Raw genomic sequence first — 18296 nt, forward strand, 5'->3', positions numbered from 1 at the left:
GAGGAGTTCGCAGCTTGGTGCGTGGCAAAAAACTATTTCCTTCAACCCTTTTATTATGGGGTAAGCGTATCATGCTGCTTTCGCTTGTGAGTGCGGCAATGTGGGGCTGTTCAAAAGAACCGCAGCAAACTATCCACTGGCACAATGCTTACGACATTGAGCGCGAACTTCATCTTTTGGGGCAGCAAGAAGACCCTCGCGAAATCTACAAAAGGCTTCAAGGTATTAAGCAACAGGCTTCGCTACAGCTTTCTCAAATGCGTGAAGCAGGTAATCAGGACCCGTTATTTAGGGAATGGTTGGAGTCGCTACGCATTAGCTTATCGTTAGCCCCTTTGTACGGCGATACCATTGAAACGTGTAGCGTGTGGCAAGGCGCCATGGAAGACGCTTGGGGAGTGGGAATAGTGCAGTTTAATGAACGAGCCAAACTCGTGTGGCGGGTAATGGTGGCTACCTGCAACGCACGAGTTCGCTCAGTATAGTACTAGGTTTTACTTAGTATAAACGGGGCGAGCCGCTGTTAGCGTTGCCACTTTATCTATCACTTGCTGTACTACTGCATTGTCTTCTGGCGCTGTTAACACATCACAAATCCAATGGGCTAATTGAACACAGTCTTCTTCACTAAAGTTGCGTGAAGTGACCGCAGGTGTGCCGATTCGAATACCACTTGTAACGAATGGCGACTGCGGGTCGTTGGGTACTGTGTTCTTATTTACCGTTATATTCACGCTATTTAATATCGCGTCGGCTTCTTTCCCCGTCATTCCTTTGCTTACAAGACTTAACAGGAACATGTGGTTGTCGGTTCCATTAGATACTACGTCGAAGCCACGCTTCATAAACACATCAGCCATAGCTTGTGCATTAATAACTAGCTGCTTTTGATAAGCGCGGAACTCTGCTGTCATGGCTTCTTTAAGCGCTACCGCTTTTGCGGCAATAACGTGCATAAGTGGGCCACCCTGAATGCCAGGGAAAATTAATGAATTGAATTTCTTTTCAAGCTCGGGGTTTGACTTACACATAATAAGCCCGCCACGAGGGCCACGCAGTGTTTTATGGGTAGTAGTAGTAACCACGTGAGCCGCGTTAATTGGCGATGGATAAACACCGGCCGCAACAAGGCCTGCAACATGTGCCATATCTACGAGTAAATACGCGCCTACGCTATCAGCGATGTCTCTAAACTTCTGCCAGTCGACCACGCGAGAGTAAGCGGAAAAGCCCGCTACAATCATTTTTGGCTTGTGCTCTTTAGCCAAGGCTTCTACTTGGTCATAGTCAATTTCACCGGTTTCTGTGTTCAAGCCATACTGAATCGCGTTGTATAGTTTTCCCGAGAAGTTAGGCTTTGCACCGTGTGTCAGGTGCCCACCGTGATCAAGGCTCAACCCAAGAATGGTATCGCCGGGGTTTAATAGCGCCATATAAACTGCAGTATTCGCTTGAGAGCCAGAGTGAGGCTGCACATTCACATAGTCCGCTTCAAACAATGCTTTAGCTCTGTCGATAGCAAGCTGTTCTACTTTGTCCACCGCCTCGCAGCCACCGTAATAGCGCTTGCCCGGATAGCCTTCTGCATACTTATTAGTTAGCTGACTGCCTTGCGCCTGCATAACCGCTTTGCTGGTGTAGTTCTCCGATGCAATCAGTTCGATGTGATGTTCTTGGCGTTCGTTTTCTTGCGCAATAAATGCTGCGATATCTGGGTCTTGTTCGTGAAGGTGCTGGTTAAGTGGGTTCATGCTGGCTCCTAAATGTCATTATTTTGTATCTGATACTAGGAGTGTAAAAAGAATAAATAAAATTAATAAAAAATATGGCATTATAACTTTATTAAATGGCTTTGTGAGCAAGTTTGGCATCAGTAAGGCAAAACAGCAGGCAAAGCTAATAGAGAGGTGTACAGCAAAGTAATGAAAAACTTATCGATAGATTTTCTGCGTTCGTTCGTGCTTATTGCACAGACGGGTAGCTACACACAATGTGCGGAGCAGCTTCAGCGCACACAGCCTGCCATTAGCTTACAGATAAAAAAACTAGAAGAAATGATTGGGGAAAAGCTATTTTCCCGCGACAAAAACCGCTTGGCACTGACTGGCGCTGGTAGTCGCTTATTGTCGTATGGTGAAAAGATAGTGGCTCTTAACGATCAGGCTATGGCCGAATTCGGCAAGCCGCAGGTTACGGGAAATATTCGGTTAGGCATTCCTAGCGAATTTAGCACAACGCTTATGCCTAAAATTATTCGACGGTTCACGCAAACCTATCCGGAAATATCGCTAGAGGTGCATTGTGCGCTAAGTAAAGACTTACTTAGTGAGCCGCTTAGAAGTCAGTTCGATTTAATTCTTTCGCTACAAGAAACACCAGATCCTCAGCAAGACGGCTACATCATTTCAGATCAATTGGTATGGGTGGGGAGTCAGCGCTTTGTAAATAGCGTGCCTGCTAAACTGCCTATTATTGCTGCACCGTCGCCGTGTATTTACCGCAAGCGAGCAACCAATCTGTTATCGGCTATCAAAAAACCGTGGCAGGTGGTGTACACCATTGCTGACTTAAACGGCATACAAACGGCCATTAACGAAGGGTTGGGTATAACCGTTCTTGCAAAAAGTTCGGTGCCGCCTGGTCTACACGTTCTATCTAATTCAGAAAGTTTACCCGAGCTTGGGCATGTGGGTGTTTGTTTAGTTAATCCTCAGAAGGTGTCATCGAAAGCGATTAGCTTGCTCACTGAAACCATCACCAACGAAGTCGCAAATTTTTAAGAGGAGATAGCAGGGGATAGCTAGCGCGCCTGCCGAACAACAAAAAGGCAAGCGCGTTGAAAGGAGAAAAGGCTTTAAAATAAGGTGCCGTTTATGCTTTTTTAACAAACTGTGCAGTTAGCATCATTTCACCCGCGCCATCTACTTTACAATCTAGCTGGTGGTCTTTGGCATCTTTCACGTGTCGGATAACGGCTTTGGTGCCAATTTTAAGTACCAACGAACTGCCTTTTACCTTCAAATCTTTTGCTAGCGTAATTTTGTCGCCGGCAACTAACGGTGTACCGTTGAAGTCTTTTGCTGAGACTTCCTCTTCTACCTCGTTCGGGTTCCACTCGTGTCCACATTCAGGGCAAATAAGTAGAGGCTGATCTTCGTATACATATTCTGATTGGCAATGCGGGCAAGGAGGTAACGACATGTGGAATTCTCTTAAAGTACTAAATTAAAGCGCTCGGGTCATAAAGTGGCTGTTGGGATCGATTGAGTAACTGCCAAATGGACCGCAATCAACAAAACCAAACTTTTTGTATAGGGTTCTGGCCGCTAAAAAGTAGTCTTGCGTTCCCGTTTCTAAACTTACCGAACTAAACCCTTTCATTTTCGCATGTTCTAGGGCAAAAAGTAATAACTGAGACGCTACACCGCAACCTCTGAACGGTTTGGCGGTGCGCATAGATTTTAGCTCGGCGCTATGTGTATCAAGGGTTTTAATAGCGACGCAGCCCGCAAGTCGTTGCTGCTTCCAGCCACTAAAAAAAGTAATGTTCGAAGCTTTTAGTGCTTCAACATCTAATGCATGTACGCTCTCAGGTGGCGATGTAGCATACATATCAGACAAATGCTCTTCTAAAAGCGCTAGCACTTCTCCTCCGGTGAGATCATCAATAATAATCTTCATGTGCTTTGGCCTTTAGGTATATTCTGAATAGACGGCGGTACAAGCCTGTTTGTTAAGTGCTTAAGGGTTTTGTCATGTTATAAAAGCGGTCGTCTTCACTTTTTATGACAAATCCTACTTTTTTATAAAGCGAAACGGCAGGGCTAACTTTGAATACTCGTAAGTCAAGCGAGTTAGTATTGGCCCCTAACGCTAGTCTTTCTGCTTCTTCAATGGCAGCACTACCTATGCCTTTGTTCTGTGCGCTGGGTATGACCTGAAGGTCGCGTAACATACAGGTATTACCGTCGTATTGAAGACGCATAACCCCCACCGTTTCGCTGTCTACTTGAATGTCGTAATTAATGAGCTCTGCGGTAACCCCAAGCACTTTTTCGGCGTCCCAATCAGGCGCAAACTGAGCGTAATAATCGCGCATGTTATTAAAGGTAAACTCAGCAGCCCTTGGTAGGTTCGTACTTGGAATAAAGGTAATCTTCATCGCGTTTTCTTCGTTATTTATTGCAAGCAAGACTCTTATCCGTGACTTCTTGGTGCAAACATAATTATCGCCATACCAATCAAAGCGACAAAGGTGCCCACCAAGTCCAATAACGTTGGCTTCACACCATCAATAAGCCAAAGCCACATAATAGCCATGAAAATGTAAACACCACCGTAAGCCGCGTATACGCGCCCGGCAGCAGTCGGGTGCAGTGATAACAGCCAAGCAAAAAGCGCGAGAGATATAGCCGCTGGTACTAACAACCATATGGACTTATCTTCTTTCAACCATAAGTAGGGCAGATAGCACCCAACAATTTCAGCAAGTGCAGTAATAACAAACAAACCAATGGTTTTTAATTCCAACAGGCAGACCTCTTTTGAAATACTGATGGTGAGCAAACAATGCCCTTTGAAAAGGGCATTAAAGCGCTACTCGCACGCCATGCTGGCTTGTTGCTTACACAGTTGATTGGCTTCTTCTTCAGAGCTTGCGCCCAAACAAAAATCTAATCGAATCAGCTTTTCTTCGCTCGCAGCCGACTTTCCTTCTGCCAGCGTCCAGTCCCATTCCTCTATGACTCTAGCAGCAGGTTTTTCGATAACCCTTTTAGGTACCGAATTAACTAATGTAATGCTCTTAGTGGTACCTTCAGCATCAACGTTAACTTTAAAAATGCCGCACCCAGCAATGCCTTTTTGTGCTAGTTTCATTGGATAGCGAGGCACAACCTGATTTTCTCTTTGCCACGTACTTTCTGCTTGAGTGGGTGTTAAGTGCGTAAGCTCTACCGTGCCATAAATGGTATCGGCAAAGGAGCCGGCAGACAGTAAGCAGAGTGAAAATAGCGACGCTTTATAAAACATATAACTTTCCTTGTGTTGTTTGACATATTTCCTAGATTCTACGCTAACACGATTTCTGCATTAGGTAGATACCACTTAACGCATTGTATGAAATAAAAGGAAAAAACACTCTGAATACATATTTTCCATTATAAAAGAGAGGTAAAACCCAAGCTGGCGAGTCACTTACCTTTAATACCCCGCCGTTGTTCTGCTTTACGGCTTAGTTCGCGAGCCATAGCTTGGGATATAGGGTAGCTTGGTAAAATCATCCACAGAATAATGTAGACGAGAAGTGGAATTCCAAAGAAACAACTGGTAATCAGAAATGCTAAACGAAGGCCATTCTTTCGCAGACCGTAGTATTCAGCGATGCCTGAGCAAACGCCAGCAATAACTCCTTTACTACCGCGCGTAAGAATATTTGCTTTATTCTGCATATCAGTTCCTTTGACTTAACTGTAAATTAAAGTTGGTGTGTTATATTTCACTAGCCTCAGCCAACGAGGCATTTTTATTGATTACTGCTGCCCATTGCTCAATAGTTTTCACTCTGGAGCCTCCTTCCACAAGAACCCCATGAGAATCTATACGAACGATGTGTGGTAGAGAACCGCTAAAATTCGCAAATAAGCGCTCTCGAAATGCTAGCTTTGCGTCTGCCGATTTCCATACCTCTCCAGTGAAACCTGTTCTTGCTAACATTCTCTCAAGATCAGTCCAGTCTTCATCTAAAGAAATTGCAACGACACGGATGGATGGGGGAGCAGTCTTGATTGCTTTGTTTAAATTTTCTAATGCTTCATAACAAGGCGAGCACCAGGATGCGAAAAAGTAAGCAACAACACTTTCACCTTCAAGGCTTTGAAAGGTGATGGGCAGTTTATCTATAGTATAAAACGTGTGCTCTTGAACAGGCTTTCCTATGAATGCCCTAGATGCTGCGACTTTCTCTTCATATGTCTGACTCCACGAACCGCTTGAGAAAATCAGAAATAGTAATATTGAAACCTTCTTCACAATGACCTCCTAATTGTCAAAGAATATAGCAACTCAAATAAGTAGAAGTAATACATGGGTTAATATTAACTGCACTGTAGCACCACCCAAGCAGCAGAGAAGTCACGTTTTCTAGCGTCACTTTCTCTAACCCAGAAATAAAGTATACCCATATCCCCCCACATAACTTCGATATCATCATCAGAGTCAAATTGGAAAATCATTCGCCAATCGTTTTTCTGCCTTCGAAGCTGTTTGGCTTTTTCAGAATTGTATCCTTCTGAACCGCCACAATTTACTCCACTACTCACAAGGTGACACTCTTCTTCCATATCGTCATTTTGGACTGGTGTAGGAAAGCCTCCAACTTGATGGCGAGGTTCTACTCCGTACTGCTCATCGATAAAGTCGCAGTATTCATCATCCTCGTCTTCAGATAAGCCAATTTCTTTAAAGCTAATTCTTTGCGCATCTGGATAGCTAGTAAAACTTTTTGCTTTCAGATATTTAATTGAAGGGGCTAGATGTTCGTCACTGAGATCTCCGGGCAGTTCATGAGAGTACAGATCTCCAGAACCATTCTCATAAATTACAGCCCAACCACCCTTATCATGTGGGTCAAACCCCCAAGGCCACTCTTCAAAATCATAAAAGAATAATAATCGGCCACTGTCAGGTAGCCATTCGATACTTTGATTTACGTTAATTTCTTCCAAGTCTAGCTGAGCAATGAACCCAAGTGGTTTATTATTTTTACGAGGCCAGTCGAAAGGTGAACGTACTACTGGCTTTCCACCAAGAAAACTAACTACTTCTGTCTCTGCGGAAATAAGCCTAAGGCACTTTTCATCGAGGCTTAGTATTTTTTCATTCATTGTTGTTCAATTCCTTTGATGGGGAGGCTAACACCCTCCTTAGGGGAAAATTACGTCGGGTAGAATATCAAGCAAAGGGTAGGGAGCCTACGTGCTTTTGTCCAAAGCAGCCTAGCGAGTGCGTTTATTTGGGTGCTAGGTGCGTGCCTCTACGACCTCGATTTCGGTTCGTTACCGTGAAAATCTATGTAGAGCTTTTTTAAGTTGTTTGGAACGAGTGGCCAACCAGCTTTTATCCCGGCAGGTGTTGCATTCCAAAACAAGTGTTCGACGTAATATTTGTCGATGTACTCAAATTCAATTGAAGTTGCCGAGTCTAATTTTTGGCTCATGTATGATAAATGTCTTTCAGCTTCCGCTAGTCTATTCTCGTTAAACGCAAAAGTTGTTGAGTTTGCAAACTCTTCCATTCGAAAGGTTAGCGCCCAACTCTCGTGTTTTTCCATTAAAGGTACAGTATCCGGAAAACGAGACTGTATGTCTTTAATGAATCTTTTTATTTCGGCTTTTGCCATAAAGTTCCTTGTAGTACCTAACGCTAAGCTAACGAGCAGCAACGTAGCGGTATCATAGCCTAGCGCCGCTGGGTTTCTGCTCCAATGAACGGCGTGAACGTGTTAAGCGCCTTTCTTCTATTCACAGGAGAAAATAGCACTATCTTCTCCTGTGAGTAGAATATCCCAAGCAGGGACACAAATACGTAAGCTAAAATACAAAGCGAAGTTACGGGAACGTACGTGCTTGTATCCCGCTGGCTTGGTTTTTTGTGTAGCGTTCTATCCTTGAGTGTATTTTTGTTCGCAAGAGACAACGGCAGCGCATAACCCGCTAATAACTAAAAAGCAAATAGTAGCGGAAAATGTGCCCATGCTAACAAGTAAACAAGTTTCTCTGACTCTAGGATCGACAGCGAAAGCTGCGCCCCATAGTAGAACAGTAAAAAAAGAGAATATATAGGCGAAAATACCAAGAGCTCTAGCTGCGAACAAAAGAGTTGGTAGGTTTACAGTTTGTATCGTTTGATAAGGGTAGAGTTTCATAAAAAGTCCTCTAAAATGATTCAACACTTCATAGCTCTTCAATGACGGGCGCAGGCTCGTGGGACATAATGGCGAACATGCCTGCGTGTTTTTGTCCCAGTATGCTCCGCTTGGGTCCACAGCGGCTTGTTATGCCTTACGCCAAAGTTATGCAAGGCCTCTAATTATGTCCAGTTTGTTGTCCGGAGCATCTGGAGACATAAAGTTAGGAATGGTTAGATTGTTTCTTTTAGGGCGCCCTAAAAATTGAACTGGCCATTCAGTTATTCTTTCTTCTTTTATGTGTTCATATTGGCCGGTGATTGGTTCGCTTATGTACTCGCGTTGAAGAACTAGAGCCATTGGTCTTTCTGCACCTAGAATATCGTTGCTACATTCCAATGCTTCTTCAAAAGTGGCGAAAGCATAGTAATAGTCGCTTCCACCTTCGAGGTCTGGCGCGCCATCGTGAGGATGACACCATACCCTATATTCGAGAACTTCATCCCAAACATACCCACCTCCGGACTTGGCAACTGCGGGATAGTTTCCAACTTGTTCTGGGTCGAGTACTTCTGGATAAATCTTCATAATCTTCCTTGAGCATAACTTTTAAATAAGGGGCGATAGCACGTAGGGCATAATACCGAAGCGGCCCCGCGAGTTAGCGTCCTAGCGAACGAGGTGTGTGAGTTTATTGGCTTGTTACATGCTTTCACCTTAGTTGAGCTCCACACTCTCCGCACTTTTTTGCAAACAGTTGCACCCCAGGGTTTCCTAAAGCACGCGGTATCGAGTTGCACTTAGGACATCGATACCACCTATAAGTAGCAAACATAAAACCCAGCACCATGATGACGAAAGGAAAGCCGGGATTTATGTATGTAGATGAAAAAGAATTGATAACCACGACAACGGCAAAAGGTAGAGCGAAAATAAGCAAAGCCGTTAAGAACTTTCTTTCTCTTGATGCGAATTCAGCTTTAATTTTTAAATTTGGCATAGTCTAGCGGCACATAACGCCCAACTTTGGGGCACAACTGCGCAGGCTATAATACGGAGCGAAGCGAAGGGGGCCTGCGTGTTTACGTCCCAGAGAGCGGAGCGAGTGACTTAATTTGATTGTTAGTACTCGCTGTCTTCTAAAACAAAATCAAGCTGTACCTTTAAGTCAGTTTGCCTTACTGCAGTACCATCAACCACCTTGGGTTTGTACTTCCATTTTGAAAGTGCTTTGACTGCCTCGTTATCAAATTTTCCCGATGGAGATGATTCTAATATTTTTATGTTATCAGTACTTCCGGATTCAGTGATGTCAAAAGACATGCGGACCCAACCTTCGAGTGCCTCATTTGTTTCGTTTTCTAAGTTTGTTGCGGTCTCATTTCCAAAGCAATGCGTTGAGATAGACGCTGCAACAAACGCAAAAAATATAAAGAGTAAAATTTCCTTTTTCATCAACCTTCCTCGAAAGAACTAACTTCCCGCTAAGGGGCGATAATACATGGACTAAAATTAGGAACAAAGTGACGCAACCCATTTGTTAGCGTCCTAGCGAGCGAAGCGAGTGCCTTAAGTGGTTTGTTATATTTCATGGTACAAAACCTCCTTGAACACATCTATACCACACTCACCGAAGCTGGCAACGATAAAATGACGGCGAATTAACCCAGCATTTATTGTGTACCAAGCTACATTTTTACCATTCTCTTCGAAAGGTTGAAGCTGAGTGAAAAAAGTTGGATGTTCCAGGTCCTCAGCAATGAGGAAGACTCCTTGAAATGAAAGTTCATCTATTTGAGAAGGTAGCGATATCATCACAGAGTAATCAGTATCTACAAGCGTTACCTCGATGTCGACTTTATCCTGATGTTTGATGCTATTCTCAGTACTTTGCTGTTCGCTGATATAACAGCTAGTGGCAAATACACCTGAACAAAGGAAATAGAGAGCTAAAAAACAAATCCGCATAACTCACTCCTTTTGAAATATGACGCCCACATAACGGGCTAAAATAAGTGAGGTACGAGCTGAGCCAAGCTTTTTAGTCCAAATTAATTTGTTTGTTAGCTGTATACCACACCTTTAGTTCATTAATTTTAATTACTGACTTGCCATTAAAATCACTTATTACTGACGGGGTTAAATGATCGAAATGCTTAACATGCCAATCTTGGGTTAACGCTCGTTCATTATTTGGCAAACGTTCAATGCTATATAGATTGAACACCTCCCAACCATCCAATTGAGTACGATGTATTGAAACGACAGGGTCTTCTTTATCGAATAATTTTACAACATACTCTTGAAAAGGTTTAAATGGCTGTCCACACCACTCACCCAAAATTACATGAGTATCAATTACTTTCTTTTCAAAGTATCCATCTAATACGCTTTCAACATAAAGTTTAACAAACTGTACACCACAGGCGTTCGACTGCTCTAATCTGAACGGTTTTAACCTTGGATTTTCTGTGCCGTTAAAGTTACGTTTTACTACCTCTTCAGACAATACCTTTGTAACTAAAATTAACCGATTGGCACGAACTTCAGAAATAGAAAATAGACAAAGGAAAATAAGTAAAATGGATTTCATATGCCAAACGTCCTTATACAGCTAACTTTCCAATAACGGCAAATTGGAGCGCAGCGGAAATTTGTCTCAAACATGCGTTTATAAGGGCTTGCTCTTGATGCCGAATTTCTTCGCAAACTCGGGATCTATCCATGCCGACTCTACTTGGCTAGGCTCTAGTTCAACTTCTTCTAGAGCCGAGCACCTAGAAACGAAATCATCTATTGAATTAGAAAGAACCTCGGCCTCATCTGTTTCGTGATCCCAGAAGCAAACGGCTTCATTTAGTAGAACGAAATAGTTACCACAGCCGTCTTCGGCCAAGACCTCCAAAGCCGATAAGACTTTAGGAAATGGCGCTGTGGCTTTTCTGATTACACCGTACTTAACGCCATTTTCGCTTTTAAATACTTTCCCAAATGCTCGATTCATCTTTGAGCTCTAATTTTTCCATAACGGACGCAGGCATGTGGGGCATAGTAGCGAAGCCGCCCCGAGTGTATTATGCGTCTAAGCGAACAAAGTGAGTGACGTAAACTTTTGTTAGGTGCCACTTTTGCGATACCACGAAAATACAAACACTATAGCGAGTAATATGGGAATTGTCGCAGTTCCACTTCCTGAATATCCATTGATATGAACTAATTTATCAAATGGCGCCACTATTTTATTGTCTTGGGAGAGTTGATAAATCATTGCTGAGTTATCTGTGGGTTTGTACCAAACGCGAAGGTAACCGCCAGCGTTTAATGCAAATAAGACACGACGATAGAATGGGTTGTTGTCTGTAATTACAAACTCAACGTCCGATATGGTAAAGGAAGTTATTTCGTAACTAGGCTTTCCGCCAGTTTGCCTAGTTTTGTACTTCACAGGTTTATAACTTGAGACTACCGAATACTCTTCTAATTTAGGAATCTCAGCATCAATTTGGACTTGAACCCATATTGAGCCCGCTAGGCCAAGTATAATTAATAGGATTGAGATACTAAGTTTTGTCATCGGCACCTAACTTTTAAATAAGGGGCGCTAGCACGTGTGCAATAATGGCGAAGCCGTGCACGTGCTTGTGTCCCAGGGAGCGGCAGCGAGTGCCGTAATTTGTTTGTTATACGTTTGACTGAACAAAAAACTGCCTCATGCCAGTGCTATAGAACACATAGTACGCCCAAACAGCTATTATTGCCCCACCGATTACACCCCCATTTAAAGAATAAAAAGACATGAAGGCAATAATAGATGCCCAGTATAAAAAAGTACCAACGCGGCCAGTCCAGTGTTTATTCACAGAAGCGAAGCAAATTGCAATGATTAATATACTAAATAGCAGAAAGCCGGGCGCCATACCTGTTAACCAAAATTCTTGGTAAGTAAGGCTGCGTCCATTCAACGAATACTCTGCGTTTGGCCAAGGCCATAAAGCAAATAACACCATTAGTGAGTATGTAATTGAGTTGAGCATATGCTGAAACCGGAATAACTTTGGCATCCCTTTCGTTTCTTTGAATACTCTCATGAATTTATTAAAAATCATCCTTGATGCCTGTTCGACGTATAACACCCTGCTTTGGGGCGGAACACATGGGCTAAACTCCGAGCGAAGCGACGCAGCCCATGTGTTTGCGTCCCAGCGAGCCTGCGAGCGACTACAGCAGTTTGTTATGCGCTATTGACTTACAACGCGCGAGTACCATAATTAGGTATATATTGGTACTTGGAGAAATCAGATGGCTAAAAACACCAGCATTACCCTTGGAGACCATTTTGATAGCTTTATTGCTAGCCAAATTCAAACTGGTCGGTATGGTTCAGCAAGTGAGGTGATTCGTTCAGCTCTTCGCTTGCTAGAAACACAGGAAACCAAATTAAACACTCTGCGTCAATTACTTGTAGCAGGTGAAGAAAGCGGCGAGACTGAATACGACCTTGAGCACCTGATATCAGAACTAGACGGTGAATTAAAAGAGTGAAACCATTTAAGTTAACCGTACTAGCAAAATCAGATCTAAAAGATATTGCATTGTTTACGCAACGGAAATGGGGCCGAGAACAGCGTAATGTATATCTTAAACAATTCGACGATTCATTTTGGATGTTGTCTGAAAATCCTGATATTGGTAAAAGCTGCGATGAAATAAGGGATGGATACAGAAAATTCCCTCAAGGTAGCCATGTTATTTTCTATAAACAAACGGGCAGTCAGGAAATTCTGATCACAAGAATCCTTCATAAAAGTATGGATGTAAATCCTGTACGCTTTGGCGCATAACACCCACATAAGGGGCAGTAACACGTGGGCTAAAATCCGAGCGAAGCGCCTTAATGTGTTTGTTATACCGCGATTTTTGCATGATTAACGGTGATGATAAAAGCTTCTGGCGAGTTAACACCCAAATAAATTTTCGTTTTTCCCTTAATAGGTGAACAGAGTTTGATAACAACATTCGGAACACCAGAGTAGTTAAACCGTTTGACGTCACGCGAACGCTTCACAAACGAATTATTTGGGCTTATTTCAGATATGTCCTTTAACGGTATGGTTAACGGTGCATAAAGTCCGTAACGGATGATTAAGTTTTTCCCATGAATTGAAATGGGGCGTTTACCAACAGCTTTGTATTCTGCCAAGAAAAATATAAGCCCGAAGAGTGTAAGTCCTGTTGTGATATTTGCGGCGACGCTTGACCATAAAAAGTGAAGGAGTAAGTGGACAAGTGGCATTTCGATAATGATGAGGAGTATAAAGCCAAATAAGTTACTCTGAGCGTCATCCTTTCTATCGTAGAAAAAATGTTGTTCGCCACGATATGCGTTACTTTCTATTTGGGAAGCAAAAAGTGCAAAGCTCCAGACGCGTCCTTCAATTGCTAGAATTGAGCTGAACAGCGAAAAACCGAAAATTTTCTCGATAGGATTTGCTACTGCTAAATCTGGATCTTCTTTGTTCGCAAGCGCAGCGCGAACGGCTAAACATACCGTAACTATTGCTACGAGCTCTAACACAAGAATGATGGCTATGACAAAATAACGACCACTTTCAAGGAAATGGAAAATGACTTTGTTTTGTTCGGGAATTACAAGGCTTCCTATGAACACGGAAGTGCTACACAAAATTGCCGCTTTTAAAAGTGCTTTTTGTTTATCTGATTCGCAAAGAAAGCACAAAATTGGAAGTGCTAATAGTGCGTCTAGCATAAATAGCCACTCATATTTGGCATTTCCATATTCGTTTAGGGCATTTGAAGTCGCGTAATAATACCACCACCAAATCGAAATGATGATCAGAAACACTAGTGGAATTTTGCTTTTAACACTCGGGTTCATAAAATCCTTTTAGCGGTATAACACCCACATAAGGGGCAGCAATACGTGAGCTAAAATAGGAGCGAAGCGACAGAGCCCACGTGTTACTGTCCCAGCGAGCCTGCGAGCAGCTTAATGTGTTTGTTATGTGACTGCCCAATAAAACTAAGGAACATATACCATGCCAAACTCATATTCGTAGCCTGAAACTATGGGATAAACTCGACCTTTCAGAACGAGATCACTAACACCTTCCTCTACAGTACATAAATCGATGATTAAATCCCAATAATCACCTTGCCATTGATAGCATGAACGTTCCCAACATTCAGTAGATAACGCCTTTAGATAACAACCATATTCAAGAACATTTTCTCGATTAAGCTTGGCCAAATCGCTAGATTGAAGAGTGATGTGTTCCGAGACATTGTGGAGTTCGAAATTATCTTTGGTTAATTGAATAACCACTTTGCAAATGGAGTCTTTCCATACTTCCGGTATCGAATGTTCCTTTTTCAAATCTTTTAAAGGCAAATACATTCTTCGTCATCCTTGAGTCACATAACGCCCTGTTAAGGGGTGAGCAACGCAATACCGAAGTCGCCGCATACCGCCTTAAACACTAAAACCAACGCATGATGAAAATGCCACGCGTTGCGAATCCCTCTTGAACAGTTTGTTAGGTTTTGGGCTTACTCTCTCAATGAACCCCAATCTGTTAGATTTAATTGCTTACGTTTAATGTAGTAGAAGGTTGCTATAATAAAGCCAAACAAAGTGCCAGCAAGTAACGAGATGAAAACGGCTTCTAAAACTGGTTTACCTAGCTCGTTCCACACAAGAAACCATTGGAAGATTCCCCATACAGGAGCAAAGAAAGTCACACAAAGCATAACGTTTGCAAAATAACTTTGGTAATAAGGTGGCGGAAAACACATTCCAAGTTTACGTAGCCACTTTACAATTGGTGGATTGTAGTTCGACTTCCAAACGCCTTTATCATTTAACTCTTTGTGAGCAAGTCGTAGCTTCGCTTCATAATCCATGATCTAAAATCCTCGAATTCGATGTTTCCCGCGGAGAAACCTAACTTCCAAACATGGGGCGCAAACACGTGTGCAATAATGGCGAAGCCGCGCACGTATTTGCGTCCCAGCGAGCGGCAGCGAGTGACATAATTTGTTTGTTATGTTTTCCGCAAATGTTCATAAAAGAGACTTGCAGAAAGACCAATGATAACAGCAAAGTATGCATAACCTAACAATGCCTCGAAGGTAGCGATAAACCTAGTTGTACCAGTTGGGAGAAAATCACCATATCCAAGGGTAGTAAATGTTACAACGCTAAAATAGAGGTGGTCTGCAAACCCTATAGCTGCGACCCCATTTACAACTACACCACCATAAATCTGGTATGCATTCGCGAATGCAAAGATAACTGCTAGCATTTCTGCCGCTATAGTAATTGCAGTAAAAATAAACCTATTGTCAGAAGCGTGCGAACTTAACGCCCTGCGTAGCGAAAATGGAGCGGCTACAGCGAAAAAGGAAGCGTATATAAACGCCCAAAATACCGAGTAATTTAGTACTAAGAAGTAGACTAGTACAGCCAATATTTGCGTAATTGCAGTAACTATTCTTTGTTGCTGTTTAATCAACTGTATCTTCCCTGAACATAACGCCCACCTAACAGGCGTAAAATGTTTGGCTTATAATTAGCGACGAAGGAGCGCGAGCCAAGCATTTTACGTCCTTTGTTAAGGTGTTTGTTAGGGCTATGACTTTAACTCTTCGACAGAGAAACCTCGTTTTTTTAATATTGATGCTGCTACGCTTCTCTCTTTACTAGTGCTTCCAAATACACCGTCATTTTTCGCTATTTTAAGCAATTCATCATCACTCTTATCTTCATATTTCTGCTTTAGTTCTCGTAACTCATTTGCTTGTTTTTCAATTTCTCCTGCAACGGCCGTAGCTGCATTTTTTGTTACGTCTAAAGCTTTTTTCCAAAAACTCATAAAACCTCCTTATCTACATTTTTTACACTGGCTTTGGTTACTGACACCCCCATTCATCGTTCTGTAACCAAAAATCCTTTCCAACTCAGGCTCTGTTTTAGCAACGACACCACACTTTGGGCATTTATGAGGTAACTTTATTTTTCCAGCCATAATGACTCTCCTTAGTTAAAAATATATGAGTGAGCTAAATAGCCCTAACTTTTAAATAAGGGGCGCAGGCATGTGAGGCATAATGGCGAAGCCGCCCCGCATCTTTGCGTCCCAGCGAACGAAGTGAGTGACTTAATTTTTTTGTTAGGTGCGAGCTTATTCATAGACCCCTTGCTTTGTAATCAAACATTTAGGGCAAAAAGCCTTTCCTTTTAATGCCAATTCATTACAGCCAGCAAATTGACAATTGTTAGTTGAATAACCATTGTACTTTTTAAGTAACGCACTTATGTGTTTCCTCAATAGATGATCTTTGCTGACATCAGTCGGAGAGTCAATTTTCACAGCAAATAGTGACTGTACTTTGTCGAAATGATCAACTAGCCAATGTTGAGAACAAGTTGAACATTTGAGAATAGATTGCCAACCATTCCCATAACTTTGCATCTCAGGCATTGAATTGAAGTAACTATCATTTCTCCAGCCAGTAACTCTTATATCCATGCTTTGACACTGACATTTCACTTGTAGCACCTAACTTTCCAATAACGGGCGCAGACATGTGGGGCATAATGGCGAAGCCGCCCCGCTTGTATGCGTCCCAGCGAACGAAGTGAGCGGGTTTATTGAGTTGTTAGGTTTGTGGTTAAACATCCTAGTCCTCTGGATACTCTGATAAATAGAGCTCCAGTCCTAAACGAAGCATGATTTCCATGGATTCAATAGACACTTTACCTCCACCACCCAATGCGTCTTCCCTTGGGGAGAAGCCAATATCTGCTGAATACTCACTTGGGGCTAAACTTGGAGCGAAGCGACTGAGCCCACGTGTTATTGTCCCAGGGAGCTTGCGACCGACTACAGCGGTTTGTTAGCGTTCATTTATGCAGCCGGGTAAAACAACGGGTATTGAAAACTTTATTCGAGACTCTGACTTGTTAGACGATTCTGTTTTTCCACCACCGCCTATACCAATTGAAGCTATTGAAAGCTTTGCTTCAGCAGAGCCTTGCTGCCCTGACTCAACAACAACTGCTACATCAAAATCTACTTTTTGAACTATTCGTGAGTCAGGTTGTAAGTCATGCTTCGGATCTCGAGACTTTGTTCTACCGTAAGCTTGAGCATTATCCGTATGCATCTTGACATAAACAGGGTTTATCATAGCTTCTGAGTCTGCAAGCTCAGCATTTGCTTCTTCAATTCCCTTGCTAATTTGGACCAATGATTCTTTGACGAAGTCTTTTAATTCCATTTAATTCTCCTTTGAACGCTAACACCCCACTAAGGGGCGATAACACATGGGCTAAAATACGGAACGAAGTGACGCAGCCCATGTGTTAGCGTCCCAGCGAGCGAAGCGAGTGCTTTGAGTGGTTTGTTAGGGTTACAACTGCTTAGGAGGTTATCCTTTATGATCAACACGGAATTTACCTTTAACTGCGAACCAAATACCAGGAAGGCCGAAAGCAAAGAAAAACAATACAGCATTGTAAATAGATGGCTTTGATCTATGCCCTGATATTAATTGGCCCTCACCTATTTGACTCAAAAGATAAACAATTGATAAGCAAAAGGCGATAAGTCCGATTACGCGTCCCAAGTAATTGCGTATTTTGCCACTAGTGATGCACATTACAAAGATAGTAAGGCAAAAAACACCAAACCCATAAATAGCTATTGGCTTACTCATATCAGGAGCAATTAAAACCATGACAACGCCAAAAAGGCCAGAAATGCTACCGAGCAAGATTCTGGAAAAGGGACTTAATCCTTTATTGAGTACCTTTTGGCCAGATTTATACATTTAAACTATCCTTGTAACCCTAACACCCGCATAACGGGCAAAAATACGTAGGCTACAATACCAAGCGAAGCGCAGGGAGCCTACGTTTTTTTGTCCCTGGCGAGCGCAGCGAGTGTTAATGCGCTTGTTATGTGCGTGCAGAAACAAGCCTTTTGTTTTGCATCATTTTAAATAAAAAGTAGATGGTAATAATAGGACAAATAAACAGCGCTTTGTATGAAAAAGTTACTGGGTATGTATCTGGTAACCAGAGTCCGATAGCAATTGCAAAAAGAATCGAATTAATGCCTAAACAGCAGAAGATCAAAAGGGAATAGAGTGCAATTTTCAGCAGAGTGGAGGGCATTGGAAAAATTGCTTTTTCGATGAGCTTGTACCCTGTAACGAAGAATACAATTGTTACCAGATTTGCAAAAAATAGATCCATCTAAGCATTCTCTTTAGCACATAACGCTAAGCTAACGGGCAGTGACGTAGCGGCATAATCGCGAAGCGCCGCTGCGTTACTGTCCCAGTGAACGAAGTGAACGTGTTTAGC

At 42.5% G+C, this 18296-nt stretch carries 29 protein-coding genes; 4 read left to right on the top strand and 25 right to left on the bottom strand.

The genetic code is table 11. The features are described from left to right. Positions 1–14 precede the first annotated feature (14 nt). Positions 15–485, top strand: coding sequence for a hypothetical protein (locus BZA03_RS17730; protein WP_039225015.1), 471 nt, complete (start codon positions 15–17; stop codon positions 483–485). Positions 486–494: 9 nt separating this feature from the next. On the opposite strand, the gene glyA is transcribed toward BZA03_RS17730, so the two are convergent. Next, positions 495–1751 carry a serine hydroxymethyltransferase gene (gene glyA, locus BZA03_RS17735; protein WP_110289458.1) on the bottom strand — a complete coding sequence of 419 codons (1257 nt, stop codon included), beginning with the start codon at positions 1749–1751 and terminating at the stop codon, positions 495–497. Between the two features lie 171 nt (positions 1752–1922). Here glyA and BZA03_RS17740 point away from each other — a divergent pair, with 171 nt between their 5' ends. Then, positions 1923–2780, top strand: a complete 858-nt coding sequence (locus BZA03_RS17740) for a LysR family transcriptional regulator (protein WP_110289459.1) — start codon at positions 1923–1925, stop codon at positions 2778–2780. 91 nt (positions 2781–2871) lie between these two features. Here BZA03_RS17740 and BZA03_RS17745 read toward each other — a convergent pair whose 3' ends face one another. The 15 genes from BZA03_RS17745 to BZA03_RS17820 form a co-directional block, all read right to left on the bottom strand. Next, the gene (locus BZA03_RS17745) at positions 2872–3201 is read right to left on the bottom strand and encodes a zinc ribbon domain-containing protein YjdM (RefSeq protein WP_014948132.1); all 330 of its coding nucleotides are present in this window, start codon (positions 3199–3201) and stop codon (positions 2872–2874) included. Positions 3202–3225: 24 nt separating this feature from the next. Beyond that, a complete protein-coding gene (locus tag BZA03_RS17750) occupies positions 3226–3681 on the bottom strand; it encodes a GNAT family N-acetyltransferase (protein WP_110289460.1) in 456 nt (151 codons plus the stop codon). 52 nt (positions 3682–3733) lie between these two features. Further along, positions 3734–4162, bottom strand: coding sequence for an N-acetyltransferase (locus tag BZA03_RS17755; protein WP_181417309.1), 429 nt, complete (start codon positions 4160–4162; stop codon positions 3734–3736). 35 nt (positions 4163–4197) lie between these two features. Beyond that, complete coding sequence (locus BZA03_RS17760; RefSeq protein WP_110289480.1) at positions 4198–4533, bottom strand: YnfA family protein; 336 nt, start codon at positions 4531–4533, stop codon at positions 4198–4200. A gap of 63 nt (positions 4534–4596) precedes the next feature. After that, positions 4597–5031: an energy transducer TonB gene (locus BZA03_RS17765; RefSeq protein WP_049588380.1), complete on the bottom strand. Its 435-nt coding sequence runs from the start codon at positions 5029–5031 to the stop codon at positions 4597–4599. A 161-nt stretch (positions 5032–5192) separates the two neighbouring features. Continuing rightward, positions 5193–5450 (bottom strand): PspC domain-containing protein, encoded by a 258-nt coding sequence (locus BZA03_RS17770; RefSeq protein ID WP_110289462.1) that lies wholly within the window; start codon positions 5448–5450, stop codon positions 5193–5195. Between the two features lie 40 nt (positions 5451–5490). Beyond that, entirely contained in the window at positions 5491–6030 is a 540-nt protein-coding gene (locus tag BZA03_RS17775) for a TlpA disulfide reductase family protein (RefSeq protein WP_049588383.1), read from the bottom strand. 65 nt (positions 6031–6095) lie between these two features. Then, the gene (locus tag BZA03_RS17780; RefSeq protein ID WP_110289463.1) at positions 6096–6884 is read right to left on the bottom strand and encodes a YwqG family protein; all 789 of its coding nucleotides are present in this window, start codon (positions 6882–6884) and stop codon (positions 6096–6098) included. A gap of 149 nt (positions 6885–7033) precedes the next feature. After that, entirely contained in the window at positions 7034–7399 is a 366-nt protein-coding gene (locus tag BZA03_RS17785) for a hypothetical protein (protein ID WP_110289464.1), read from the bottom strand. Positions 7400–8071: 672 nt separating this feature from the next. Further along, on the bottom strand, positions 8072–8494 hold the full coding sequence (locus BZA03_RS17795; RefSeq protein WP_110289466.1) for a GCN5 family acetyltransferase: 423 nt from the start codon (positions 8492–8494) through the stop codon (positions 8072–8074). Between the two features lie 534 nt (positions 8495–9028). After that, complete coding sequence (locus tag BZA03_RS17800) at positions 9029–9361, bottom strand: energy transducer TonB (protein WP_110289467.1); 333 nt, start codon at positions 9359–9361, stop codon at positions 9029–9031. A 126-nt stretch (positions 9362–9487) separates the two neighbouring features. Continuing rightward, on the bottom strand, positions 9488–9874 hold the full coding sequence (locus BZA03_RS17805; RefSeq protein ID WP_110289468.1) for a hypothetical protein: 387 nt from the start codon (positions 9872–9874) through the stop codon (positions 9488–9490). A gap of 73 nt (positions 9875–9947) precedes the next feature. Then, positions 9948–10499, bottom strand: a complete 552-nt coding sequence (locus BZA03_RS17810; protein WP_110289469.1) for a hypothetical protein — start codon at positions 10497–10499, stop codon at positions 9948–9950. 78 nt (positions 10500–10577) lie between these two features. Then, positions 10578–10910 carry an SMI1/KNR4 family protein gene (locus BZA03_RS17815; protein ID WP_110289470.1) on the bottom strand — a complete coding sequence of 111 codons (333 nt, stop codon included), beginning with the start codon at positions 10908–10910 and terminating at the stop codon, positions 10578–10580. A 111-nt stretch (positions 10911–11021) separates the two neighbouring features. After that, complete coding sequence (locus BZA03_RS17820; protein ID WP_075177698.1) at positions 11022–11480, bottom strand: hypothetical protein; 459 nt, start codon at positions 11478–11480, stop codon at positions 11022–11024. 725 nt (positions 11481–12205) lie between these two features. Here BZA03_RS17820 and BZA03_RS17830 point away from each other — a divergent pair. Beyond that, positions 12206–12448, top strand: a complete 243-nt coding sequence (locus BZA03_RS17830; RefSeq protein ID WP_075177696.1) for a type II toxin-antitoxin system ParD family antitoxin — start codon at positions 12206–12208, stop codon at positions 12446–12448. Beyond that, the gene (locus tag BZA03_RS17835) at positions 12445–12747 is read left to right on the top strand and encodes a type II toxin-antitoxin system RelE/ParE family toxin (protein ID WP_075177695.1); all 303 of its coding nucleotides are present in this window, start codon (positions 12445–12447) and stop codon (positions 12745–12747) included. Before BZA03_RS17830 ends, BZA03_RS17835 begins: the two co-directional genes overlap by 4 nt. Before the next feature lie 62 nt (positions 12748–12809). Here the strand turns inward: BZA03_RS17835 and BZA03_RS17840 are convergent, their stop codons facing one another. The 9 genes from BZA03_RS17840 to BZA03_RS17880 all read right to left on the bottom strand — a co-directional run bounded on the left by BZA03_RS17840 (position 12810) and on the right by BZA03_RS17880 (position 18185). Further along, a complete protein-coding gene (locus tag BZA03_RS17840) occupies positions 12810–13802 on the bottom strand; it encodes a hypothetical protein (RefSeq protein ID WP_075177694.1) in 993 nt (330 codons plus the stop codon). 144 nt (positions 13803–13946) lie between these two features. After that, a complete protein-coding gene (locus BZA03_RS17845) occupies positions 13947–14321 on the bottom strand; it encodes a hypothetical protein (RefSeq protein WP_110289471.1) in 375 nt (124 codons plus the stop codon). 152 nt (positions 14322–14473) lie between these two features. Beyond that, the gene (locus BZA03_RS17855; RefSeq protein WP_110289472.1) at positions 14474–14827 is read right to left on the bottom strand and encodes a DUF6404 family protein; all 354 of its coding nucleotides are present in this window, start codon (positions 14825–14827) and stop codon (positions 14474–14476) included. Positions 14828–14967: 140 nt separating this feature from the next. Then, the gene (locus BZA03_RS20720; RefSeq protein WP_375342589.1) at positions 14968–15438 is read right to left on the bottom strand and encodes an ion channel; all 471 of its coding nucleotides are present in this window, start codon (positions 15436–15438) and stop codon (positions 14968–14970) included. A 117-nt stretch (positions 15439–15555) separates the two neighbouring features. After that, on the bottom strand, positions 15556–15798 hold the full coding sequence (locus tag BZA03_RS17865; RefSeq protein WP_110289473.1) for a hypothetical protein: 243 nt from the start codon (positions 15796–15798) through the stop codon (positions 15556–15558). A 309-nt stretch (positions 15799–16107) separates the two neighbouring features. Continuing rightward, positions 16108–16455 (bottom strand): hypothetical protein, encoded by a 348-nt coding sequence (locus tag BZA03_RS20515; RefSeq protein ID WP_090492737.1) that lies wholly within the window; start codon positions 16453–16455, stop codon positions 16108–16110. Positions 16456–16822: 367 nt separating this feature from the next. Next, a complete protein-coding gene (locus BZA03_RS17870) occupies positions 16823–17206 on the bottom strand; it encodes a trypco2 family protein (RefSeq protein WP_110289474.1) in 384 nt (127 codons plus the stop codon). A 150-nt stretch (positions 17207–17356) separates the two neighbouring features. Then, complete coding sequence (locus BZA03_RS17875; RefSeq protein WP_110289475.1) at positions 17357–17758, bottom strand: hypothetical protein; 402 nt, start codon at positions 17756–17758, stop codon at positions 17357–17359. Positions 17759–17885: 127 nt separating this feature from the next. Then, positions 17886–18185 carry a hypothetical protein gene (locus tag BZA03_RS17880; protein ID WP_110289476.1) on the bottom strand — a complete coding sequence of 100 codons (300 nt, stop codon included), beginning with the start codon at positions 18183–18185 and terminating at the stop codon, positions 17886–17888. Positions 18186–18296: the final 111 nt, after the last annotated feature.

The organism is Alteromonas sp. I10, assembly GCF_003201515.1.
Lineage (GTDB): Bacteria > Pseudomonadota > Gammaproteobacteria > Enterobacterales > Alteromonadaceae > Alteromonas > Alteromonas macleodii.

What these genes read in the sequence shown, in the direction of transcription:
- BZA03_RS17740 (WP_110289459.1), top strand. Translation starts at nt 1,923, where the DNA reads ATGAAAAACTTATCGATAGATTTTCTGCGTTCGTTCGTGCTTATTGCA.
- BZA03_RS17865 (WP_110289473.1), bottom strand. Translation starts at nt 15,798, where the DNA reads ATGAGTTTTTGGAAAAAAGCTTTAGACGTAACAAAAAATGCAGCTACG.
- BZA03_RS17830 (WP_075177696.1), top strand. Translation starts at nt 12,206, where the DNA reads ATGGCTAAAAACACCAGCATTACCCTTGGAGACCATTTTGATAGCTTT.
- BZA03_RS17840 (WP_075177694.1), bottom strand. Translation starts at nt 13,802, where the DNA reads ATGAACCCGAGTGTTAAAAGCAAAATTCCACTAGTGTTTCTGATCATC.
- BZA03_RS17755 (WP_181417309.1), bottom strand. Translation starts at nt 4,162, where the DNA reads ATGAAGATTACCTTTATTCCAAGTACGAACCTACCAAGGGCTGCTGAG.
- BZA03_RS17870 (WP_110289474.1), bottom strand. Translation starts at nt 17,206, where the DNA reads ATGGAATTAAAAGACTTCGTCAAAGAATCATTGGTCCAAATTAGCAAG.
- BZA03_RS17820 (WP_075177698.1), bottom strand. Translation starts at nt 11,480, where the DNA reads ATGACAAAACTTAGTATCTCAATCCTATTAATTATACTTGGCCTAGCG.
- BZA03_RS20515 (WP_090492737.1), bottom strand. Translation starts at nt 16,455, where the DNA reads ATGGATATAAGAGTTACTGGCTGGAGAAATGATAGTTACTTCAATTCA.
- BZA03_RS17770 (WP_110289462.1), bottom strand. Translation starts at nt 5,450, where the DNA reads ATGCAGAATAAAGCAAATATTCTTACGCGCGGTAGTAAAGGAGTTATT.
- BZA03_RS17810 (WP_110289469.1), bottom strand. Translation starts at nt 10,499, where the DNA reads ATGAAATCCATTTTACTTATTTTCCTTTGTCTATTTTCTATTTCTGAA.
- BZA03_RS17750 (WP_110289460.1), bottom strand. Translation starts at nt 3,681, where the DNA reads ATGAAGATTATTATTGATGATCTCACCGGAGGAGAAGTGCTAGCGCTT.
- BZA03_RS17815 (WP_110289470.1), bottom strand. Translation starts at nt 10,910, where the DNA reads ATGAATCGAGCATTTGGGAAAGTATTTAAAAGCGAAAATGGCGTTAAG.
- BZA03_RS17875 (WP_110289475.1), bottom strand. Translation starts at nt 17,758, where the DNA reads ATGTATAAATCTGGCCAAAAGGTACTCAATAAAGGATTAAGTCCCTTT.
- BZA03_RS17880 (WP_110289476.1), bottom strand. Translation starts at nt 18,185, where the DNA reads ATGGATCTATTTTTTGCAAATCTGGTAACAATTGTATTCTTCGTTACA.
- BZA03_RS17745 (WP_014948132.1), bottom strand. Translation starts at nt 3,201, where the DNA reads ATGTCGTTACCTCCTTGCCCGCATTGCCAATCAGAATATGTATACGAA.
- BZA03_RS17855 (WP_110289472.1), bottom strand. Translation starts at nt 14,827, where the DNA reads ATGGATTATGAAGCGAAGCTACGACTTGCTCACAAAGAGTTAAATGAT.
- BZA03_RS17800 (WP_110289467.1), bottom strand. Translation starts at nt 9,361, where the DNA reads ATGAAAAAGGAAATTTTACTCTTTATATTTTTTGCGTTTGTTGCAGCG.
- BZA03_RS17785 (WP_110289464.1), bottom strand. Translation starts at nt 7,399, where the DNA reads ATGGCAAAAGCCGAAATAAAAAGATTCATTAAAGACATACAGTCTCGT.
- BZA03_RS17780 (WP_110289463.1), bottom strand. Translation starts at nt 6,884, where the DNA reads ATGAATGAAAAAATACTAAGCCTCGATGAAAAGTGCCTTAGGCTTATT.
- BZA03_RS17795 (WP_110289466.1), bottom strand. Translation starts at nt 8,494, where the DNA reads ATGAAGATTTATCCAGAAGTACTCGACCCAGAACAAGTTGGAAACTAT.
- glyA (WP_110289458.1), bottom strand. Translation starts at nt 1,751, where the DNA reads ATGAACCCACTTAACCAGCACCTTCACGAACAAGACCCAGATATCGCA.
- BZA03_RS17805 (WP_110289468.1), bottom strand. Translation starts at nt 9,874, where the DNA reads ATGCGGATTTGTTTTTTAGCTCTCTATTTCCTTTGTTCAGGTGTATTT.
- BZA03_RS17845 (WP_110289471.1), bottom strand. Translation starts at nt 14,321, where the DNA reads ATGTATTTGCCTTTAAAAGATTTGAAAAAGGAACATTCGATACCGGAA.
- BZA03_RS17765 (WP_049588380.1), bottom strand. Translation starts at nt 5,031, where the DNA reads ATGTTTTATAAAGCGTCGCTATTTTCACTCTGCTTACTGTCTGCCGGC.